This window comes from Bradyrhizobium sp. ORS 375 (genome assembly GCF_000239775.1).
In the GTDB taxonomy this organism is placed as follows: domain Bacteria; phylum Pseudomonadota; class Alphaproteobacteria; order Rhizobiales; family Xanthobacteraceae; genus Bradyrhizobium.
The window spans coordinates 25,960-32,796 of sequence record NZ_CAFI01000131.1; the positions used below are offsets into that span (position 1 = coordinate 25,960).

General features: G+C 65.2%; 9 protein-coding genes. 5 read left to right on the forward strand and 4 right to left on the reverse strand.

From position 1 onward, the window contains the following. The first annotated feature begins 104 nt into the window (after positions 1–104). Positions 105–455, forward strand: a complete 351-nt coding sequence (locus BRAO375_RS11490; RefSeq protein ID WP_052536080.1) for a DUF3307 domain-containing protein — start codon at positions 105–107, stop codon at positions 453–455. A gap of 122 nt (positions 456–577) precedes the next feature. Beyond that, on the forward strand, positions 578–970 hold the full coding sequence (locus tag BRAO375_RS11495; protein ID WP_009027642.1) for a hypothetical protein: 393 nt from the start codon (positions 578–580) through the stop codon (positions 968–970). Positions 971–979: 9 nt separating this feature from the next. On the opposite strand, the gene BRAO375_RS11500 is transcribed toward BRAO375_RS11495, so the two are convergent. Both BRAO375_RS11500 and BRAO375_RS11505 read right to left on the reverse strand, forming a co-directional pair. Then, positions 980–1,300: a YkgJ family cysteine cluster protein gene (locus tag BRAO375_RS11500; protein ID WP_035640002.1), complete on the reverse strand. Its 321-nt coding sequence runs from the start codon at positions 1,298–1,300 to the stop codon at positions 980–982. A gap of 16 nt (positions 1,301–1,316) precedes the next feature. Then, entirely contained in the window at positions 1,317–2,015 is a 699-nt protein-coding gene (locus tag BRAO375_RS11505) for a helix-turn-helix transcriptional regulator (protein WP_009027644.1), read from the reverse strand. A 218-nt stretch (positions 2,016–2,233) separates the two neighbouring features. Here BRAO375_RS11505 and BRAO375_RS11510 point away from each other — a divergent pair, with 218 nt between their 5' ends. Next, positions 2,234–2,962, forward strand: a complete 729-nt coding sequence (locus BRAO375_RS11510) for a glutathione S-transferase family protein (RefSeq protein WP_009027645.1) — start codon at positions 2,234–2,236, stop codon at positions 2,960–2,962. A gap of 178 nt (positions 2,963–3,140) precedes the next feature. Here the strand turns inward: BRAO375_RS11510 and BRAO375_RS11515 are convergent, their stop codons facing one another. After that, complete coding sequence (locus tag BRAO375_RS11515; protein ID WP_009027646.1) at positions 3,141–3,773, reverse strand: pyridoxamine 5'-phosphate oxidase family protein; 633 nt, start codon at positions 3,771–3,773, stop codon at positions 3,141–3,143. A gap of 120 nt (positions 3,774–3,893) precedes the next feature. Here BRAO375_RS11515 and BRAO375_RS11520 point away from each other — a divergent pair, with 120 nt between their 5' ends. Then, entirely contained in the window at positions 3,894–4,778 is an 885-nt protein-coding gene (locus BRAO375_RS11520; protein ID WP_009027647.1) for a LysR family transcriptional regulator, read from the forward strand. 206 nt (positions 4,779–4,984) lie between these two features. Here the strand turns inward: BRAO375_RS11520 and BRAO375_RS11525 are convergent, their stop codons facing one another. Beyond that, a complete protein-coding gene (locus BRAO375_RS11525; protein ID WP_009027648.1) occupies positions 4,985–5,398 on the reverse strand; it encodes a PaaI family thioesterase in 414 nt (137 codons plus the stop codon). A 384-nt stretch (positions 5,399–5,782) separates the two neighbouring features. On the opposite strand from BRAO375_RS11525, the gene BRAO375_RS11530 reads away from it, so the two are divergent. Beyond that, positions 5,783–6,802 carry a TRAP transporter substrate-binding protein gene (locus BRAO375_RS11530; RefSeq protein ID WP_009027649.1) on the forward strand — a complete coding sequence of 340 codons (1,020 nt, stop codon included), beginning with the start codon at positions 5,783–5,785 and terminating at the stop codon, positions 6,800–6,802. The last annotated feature ends 35 nt before the right edge of the window (positions 6,803–6,837 follow it).

Consider the following 6,837-nt stretch of genomic DNA (forward strand, 5'->3'; position numbering starts at 1 on the left):
CCTCCAGTTCCCGGTGCGTCCAAGGGTTAGTCGTAGCGAGAGCGTCAGCTTTGTCTTTTCCCGCTTTGTCGTCGCAGATCCCGGTTGGTGCGCTGGTCGGCTGGATGCTGCTGCTCACCTTCAAGCACATCATTGGCGACTTCGTGCTGCAGAATGCCTGGATGGCCTACGGCAAGGACCAGCGGAAGGGCTGGGCGCTGCCGCTCCTGGTGCATTGCCTGATCCACCTCGCGGTGGCGCTGGTGCTGATCCTGATCGTCGCGCCAAAATTCTGGTTCGTGGCCTTCATCGACTTTGCCATCCACATCACGATCGATCGTATCAAGGGCATCTGCTCGTCACGCTTCGGCGTCACGCTGGAACACCCCTGGTTCTGGACGCTGATCGGCGTCGACCAGGCATTGCATCATCTGACCGGGTTCGGCCTCTCCATCTTCATGGCGGCCAACGGCTGACGCGCCGGCCGCGCTCGATCGGACCTCATCGGGCGCTCGCAAGGCCATATGCCCGCCCTCCAACATGGTTAACCCCGCGTTAGCGATTCGCGTTGCATCCTACATGCAAGAGGATCAACCCGATGCTTCCACGCCGTAGTGCCTTCGACAGCGACGCCTGCCCGGTCGGAGAGGACCTTCTCGGTGCGCTCTATCGCGCCGACGAGAATGGCCTGCCGGCGCTGGTCGAGAGCGTGTCGGCCGATGTCCGGGCCATGCTGGCGCTGTTCTGCTACCGCCGCACCCATCTGCATTCGCTGGCGCTGGCGATTGCCTCGACCTGCACGGAGCATGATCTGCTGCAGTTCGGCGGACGCGTCGGCACCGCGCTCTACGCGCAGTCCCGCAGCAGCAAGAGCGGGCGACCGAGCCCGCTGTCCAGCAAGAAACCGATCTCGCTGTCGACCAAGCCGTTGTCGCCGATCGCGCCGCTGGATGACGATCTCGACGACGATCTCGCGCCCGTCACCGCCTGAGCCGTAGTCTCAGCTGAGCGCAGGCAGGCCGAATTTGCGCCGCGCCATCGCGCATTCGTCGTCGCCCGGCATGCAGGTGCGGCACACCTCGGGACGGATCGCGTAGATCCGGCAGGCGACGGCGCGCGCGATCTCGCCGTCGAGCGCCGAGCACCGGTCGTTCTCGCAGCGCATCCCCGACAGCCGCTCGTTGACCAGCTCGGCTGGAATCAGATCGAGCGCCTCATCCGTCTCGATCGTGAAGCGCGGCCAGTTCGACGAATAGGCGCAGCACGCCCCGCAGCTTTGACAGGGGCTCTCGTCAGTCCCGTTGGACACCGGCTCAGACATCCGCTCGGACATCGATTCAGACATCCTTGGGAACCTCCCATACCAGGCTGCGCCGCCATTTCGCGCGCAATGCCTCGCGCCGTTCGGGATATTTGTCGTCGAGATAGGTCGCCTCGACCACCCGATCCGTCCTGAAGCTGCGGAAGTCGCGGCGCAGCTCGCACCAGGCGGCAAGGATGCGCACCGCCTCGTGATAGCCGATCGCGATTGGCCAGATCACGCGCTCGCTGTCGCGGCCCTGCTCGTCGCGATAGCGCAGTTTGATCTTGCGGCCCTCGTGGATCTGCGAACGCGTGCGCGACATGTCGATGCGATCCGGCTCGCGGCTCCATGGCCGCGGCGCGCGGCTCGCCGGCTCCAGCACGAACGGCCTCAAGCGCTCCGGCACGGTGTCGGCGATCTTGGCCATCAGATCCTCCGCCGCGCGCGCCAGCACGGGGTCGGCATTGACGGAGACCCATTGCGCGCCGAGCACCGCGGCCTCGATTTCGTCGGGCGTCAGCATCAGCGGCGGCAGATCGAAACCCTTTTCCAGGATGTAGCCCATGCCGGCCTCGCCGCGGATCGGCACGCGCTGGCCGATCAAGGTGGCGATGTCGCGATAGATCGTGCGCTTCGACGTCTCCAGCTCGGCCGCGATCGCATCCGCCGTCAGCGGACGGCGCGTGCGTCTCAGCACCTGGATGATCTGGAACAGCCGGTCGGCGCGTCTCATGGTGTGTCCCCGCGGAAGCGATCACCCCGCCGCTGCTGACACGATGTTGGCAGCAGCCCGTCCTTATACCGGGCCGACAACAGGATTGAAGGGGTGATGTCGATGATGATGTTTTATGGCCTTGGCCTTGCCACCACGCTACTGCCGCTGCTGACACCATGGTGGCAGCAGCATGTGCGTAGCGTCCGGCGCCTGCTCAGGAAGTCGGGAGTGCTGTCATGATCACGCTGTTCGGTTTGGGCGCGGGCTTCGGTTTGCCGGAGATCAGCCCCTTCGTCACCAAGACGGAGGTGCAGCTGAAGATGGCGGGCCTCGCCTATCGGAAGCAGCGCGCGATGCCGCCGGCCTCGCCCAAGGGGCAATTGCCTTTCATCGATGATGGCGGCGCGCTGATCGCCGACTCCACCTTCATCCGCGCCCACATCGAGCGCAAATACGGCTTCGACTTCGATGCCGGGCTCGACATCAGGGCGCGGGCGCAGGCCTGGGCGTTCGAGCGCATGATCGAGCATCATCTGTACTTCGCCCTGGTCGGGGCGCGCTGGGTCGATCCGGTCAACTTCGCCAAGGGCCCGTCGCATTTCTTCGACGGGGCGCCGGCCGACCGCCGCGAGAAGCTGCGCGAGGATGCGCAGTTCCGCGTCGCCGAGAACTACCTGATCTCCGGCCTTGGCCGCCATGCGCCGGACGAGGACATCGACCTCGCCGCGCGCTCGCTGCGAGCATTGTCAGTGCAGCTCGGCGAGCGCGCCTACCTGATGGGCGACCGGCCCTGCGGCACCGACGCGACGGCGTTCGCCGTCATCGCCGGCATCCTCACGCCGTTCTTCGACTCCGAGCTCCGCCGGCGCGCCGAGGGGTTCGGCAACCTCGTCGCCTACGCCGATCGCATGATGGCGACGTACTTCCCGGAGTTCGAGTGGAGCAGGGCGGCCGAGGCGGCGTGAGGACTCATGACACCGCCACCGTCGTTCCGGGGCAAGGCCGCAGGCCTTGAACCCGGAACCTCGAGATTGGCTTGCGTCCTTTGCTAACAACCACGAGATTCCGGGTTCGATCGCCAGCGCGCGCGGCGCACTGACGATCGCCCCGGAAATGACGGTGTTGATGGCCGAGACGTCGACGTTAGACCGCGGCTGCACTCTTACTTTTCAACCGCGCCACCTCGGCCTCCAACTCCGTGATCCTCGCATCGCGCACCGCCAGCGCCTCCGCGACGTCGGCCGCGTCGAACTTCTGCGGGATGTGCTGCGGGCAATTCGTGTCCCACGCTTCGATGGTGAACAGGATGACCTGCTCGGGCCGTGCCTTGTAACCCCGAGGCATCAGCGAGGCGGTCAGTGCGGCATCGTCCTCCACCACCCGGGCCGTGCCCCAGATCTTCACCCGGCGGCGATGCGCATAGTCCATTACAAAGATGTAGGCTCGCGGGTTCTCCGACAGATTGCCCTGCGTGATGTACTGCTTGTTGCCGCTATAGTCGGCGAACGCCAGCGTCTGGCCGTCCAGCACCTTGAGAAAGCCCTTGGGCCCGCCGCGGTGCTGGATATAGGGCTGGCCATCGGCCGAGGCGGTGGCGAGATAAAAGCTCGTGGCCTCGGCAAGGCGGCCGGCGAGATCGGCGTCGACGGCGTGGCGAAAGCCGCGGGTCTGCTCGACATGGGCATAGCTCTCGCGCGATCCCTTGCGTGCCTGGATCGCTCTCGCCGCCGGTGAAAACATGACGTCGCCAGGGGCGCTGATGGTTGTCTGGGTCATCGTGATGACTCCTCGTCGCTGCGGCAGTCGCTGCCGCCATACAGCCAATATGGCCCGGATCTCTGCCCGACATAATCGGGCCAGTTGACACCAGATCATTGCAGATGTTGCAATGATCGGATGGACCGTATCGACGCCATGCAGGCCTTCGTCACCGTCGCCGAGCTGACCGGCTTTGCCCCCGCGGCGCGGCGGCTCAAGCTGTCGCCGTCAGCCGTGACCCGCCTCGTCGCCGGGCTCGAGGAGCATCTGGGAGTCCGGCTGTTGCAGCGCACGACGCGCTCGGTGACGCTGACCGATGCCGGCCGGCGTTACCTGGAGCGGACCAGGCGCATCCTGGCCGATCTGGAGGAGGCGGAACTCGCCGCCGAGAGCGAGCGCCTGCAGCCGGTCGGCCGGTTTGTGGTCTCGGCGCCGGTCGGCTTCGGCCGGCTCCATGTCGGTCCTGTGATGGCCGCCTATCTGAGCCGATATGCCGAGGTCGCGGCCGAGCTGCGCCTCGAGGACCGCCAGATCAATCTGGTCGAGGACGGCGTCGACTGTGCCGTGCGCATCGGCCATCTCGACGATTCCTCCCTGGTAGCGCGTCAGGTCGGCAGCATGCGGCGGATCGTGGTCGGCGCGCCCGCCTACTTCAAGATCCATGGTGAGCCGCGCGCGCCGGAGGCGCTGGCGAAGCACGAGACGATCCAGTTCGGTCCGGCCGGCGAATGGCGCTTCGTCAAGGACGGCAAGGAGCTGCGGATTGCGGTCAGCCCGCGGCTCGTCACCAACAATGCCGACGCCGCCATTCAATATGCCGAGGCGGGCGGCGGCGTGACGCGGGTGATGGCCTATCAGGCCGCGGACGGCTTGCGCGGCGGCCGCCTCAAGCGGGTGCTGATGAAATACGAGCCGCCGCCGGTCCCCATCCACATCGTCTTTCCGAGCTCCCGCCTGCTCTCGGCCAAGGTCCGCGCCTTCATCGATCTGGTCACCGAAACCTGCAACTGGCGCTTCGGCTGACGCCACTTGCTTGTTTGCCAAGCCCCCGTCATTCCGGGGCAAGGCCGAAGGCCCTGAACCCGGAATCTCGAGCTTGTCTTGCGCCTGTTCTTCGTCATCTCGGGATTCCGGGTTCAATCGACAACGCGCTGATGCGCGTTGCCGATTGCCCCGGAATGACGGGGATGCGGTGTCGACGGCCTCGATTGGGAGGACCGCGAAATCGGTCACGCCTTCTTCGGCACCACTCGGAAGGTCGCGTTCGCCCGCGCGATCACGGCGTCGTCCGCCAGCACCAGGCTCTGCACGAAGCACAGCGTTCGTCCGCTCTTGATCACGTCGCTCTCGATGCTGAGCCACTGCCCGATTGCGGCGCTGCCGATGTAGTCGACCGCGAGATTGATCGTGACCAGCGAGACCTCCCAGCCCAGCGCCTGGGCACAACTGTAGCCCATCGCATTGTCGGCGAGCGAGGCGATCAGCCCGCCATGAATCAGGCCGCGGGCGTTGGTGTGCGCGGTGGCCAGCCGCAGGCCGAGGATGACGGCCTTATCGGTCTTCTTCGCATAGAGCGGCTCCCAGGGATCGGTGAACGGGCTCTTGCGACAGTGCGGTTCGATTCCGGCGGGGATGCTGCTCATGGTGTCTCGATCGTTGCTGGCGATCTCGGCAGTCAACGACATCAGCGGATTTTTTGCACCGCCTACAAAGTTTGAAACGTGTTTTGCGCCGATGTTTGAAACGGTCCGCGACGCCGGCGCGCACGATGTCGCAGGTCCTGCGGCAATTTCGTGGTGTGCCGATCCACCCGTGCAATTTCGGGTGCAACGGAGATCCTTAACGTGTTAATGAAATCGCCATGCGTCTGCAACTTTCGTCTGCCAGACTTGCGTCGGCCGAGGCGATAGGCTCCGCTCGCGCGTGCAGCGGTGGCAGGTCTGCCGCGGCGCTTGCAATGATGGTTATATGCTATAACAATGAAGCAAAGGGCCCTCGAAGGCCCGCGATGGAAGGAGAGGATCCCGATGAGGAAGACGCTTCTGGCGTTGGCGCTGGCTGCCGGTGTGACCACCCCCGCGCTCGCGCAGGACAAGACGTTCGATCTGAAGATTTCGCACTGGGTGCCTGCCAGCCATCCGCTGCAGAAGGCGCTGGAGGATTGGGCCGCGTCGGTCGAGAAGGCCTCCGGCGGCACCATCAAGGGCAAGGTGTTCCCGGCGCAGCAGCTCGGCAAGGCGTTCGACCATTACGACATGGCGCGCGACGGCATCGCCGATGTCACTTATGTGAATCCCGGCTATCAGCCCGGCCGCTTCCCGATCATCGGCGCCGGCGAGCTGCCGTTCCTGATCTCCGACGCCAAGGGCGGCTCGGAAGGTCTCGACGCGTGGTACCGCAAATATGCCGAGAAGGAGATGAAGGACGTCAAATACTGTCTTGCCTTTGTCCACACGCCCTCGGCCTTCCACACCCGCACCAAGAAGGTCGTGCTGCCCGAGGACGTCAAGGGCATGAAGATCCGCCCGGCGGATGCGACGATCGCGAATTTCGTGACCCTGCTCGGCGGCACCAACGTGCAGTCGTCGGCGCCTGAGGTGCGCGACATCATCGAGCGCGGCGTCGCCGACGGCGTGACTTTCCCCGCCGGCTCGCTGGTGCTGTTCGGCGTCGACAAGGTCACGAAGTATCACATGGACGCTCCGTTCTACGTGACGACCTTCGTGTTCGTCATGAACAAGGACAAGTACAACCAGATGTCGGCGATGCAGAAGAAGGCGATCGACGACAATTGCAACACGGAAGCCGCCGGCAAGGTCGGCGAGCCCTGGGGCAAGTTCGAGGACGCCGGCGTCGACAAGATCAAGGCGGAAGCCGGCCAGGAGGTCTACAAGCTGACGCCGGAGCAGACGGCGGCCTGGAAGAAGGCCTCCGAGCCGCTGTTCAAGACCTGGGCCGACGGCGTCAAGAAGACCGGCGTCGACGCCGACGCCGCCATGACCGAGCTGAAGGCCTCGCTCGCCAAGTACAACGCCCTGGCGCAGTAAGTCCTCATCGTCACCCAAGCTATCGCGCGGCAGAC

Bases quoted from the DNA above. Each gene is read 5' to 3' on its own strand.
- BRAO375_RS11490 (WP_052536080.1), top strand. From the start codon at position 105: ATGCTGCTGCTCACCTTCAAGCACATCATTGGCGACTTCGTGCTGCAG.
- BRAO375_RS11495 (WP_009027642.1), top strand. From the start codon at position 578: ATGCTTCCACGCCGTAGTGCCTTCGACAGCGACGCCTGCCCGGTCGGA.
- BRAO375_RS11500 (WP_035640002.1), bottom strand. From the start codon at position 1,300: ATGTCTGAGCCGGTGTCCAACGGGACTGACGAGAGCCCCTGTCAAAGC.
- BRAO375_RS11505 (WP_009027644.1), bottom strand. From the start codon at position 2,015: ATGAGACGCGCCGACCGGCTGTTCCAGATCATCCAGGTGCTGAGACGC.
- BRAO375_RS11510 (WP_009027645.1), top strand. From the start codon at position 2,234: ATGATCACGCTGTTCGGTTTGGGCGCGGGCTTCGGTTTGCCGGAGATC.
- BRAO375_RS11515 (WP_009027646.1), bottom strand. From the start codon at position 3,773: ATGACCCAGACAACCATCAGCGCCCCTGGCGACGTCATGTTTTCACCG.
- BRAO375_RS11520 (WP_009027647.1), top strand. From the start codon at position 3,894: ATGGACCGTATCGACGCCATGCAGGCCTTCGTCACCGTCGCCGAGCTG.
- BRAO375_RS11525 (WP_009027648.1), bottom strand. From the start codon at position 5,398: ATGAGCAGCATCCCCGCCGGAATCGAACCGCACTGTCGCAAGAGCCCG.
- BRAO375_RS11530 (WP_009027649.1), top strand. From the start codon at position 5,783: ATGAGGAAGACGCTTCTGGCGTTGGCGCTGGCTGCCGGTGTGACCACC.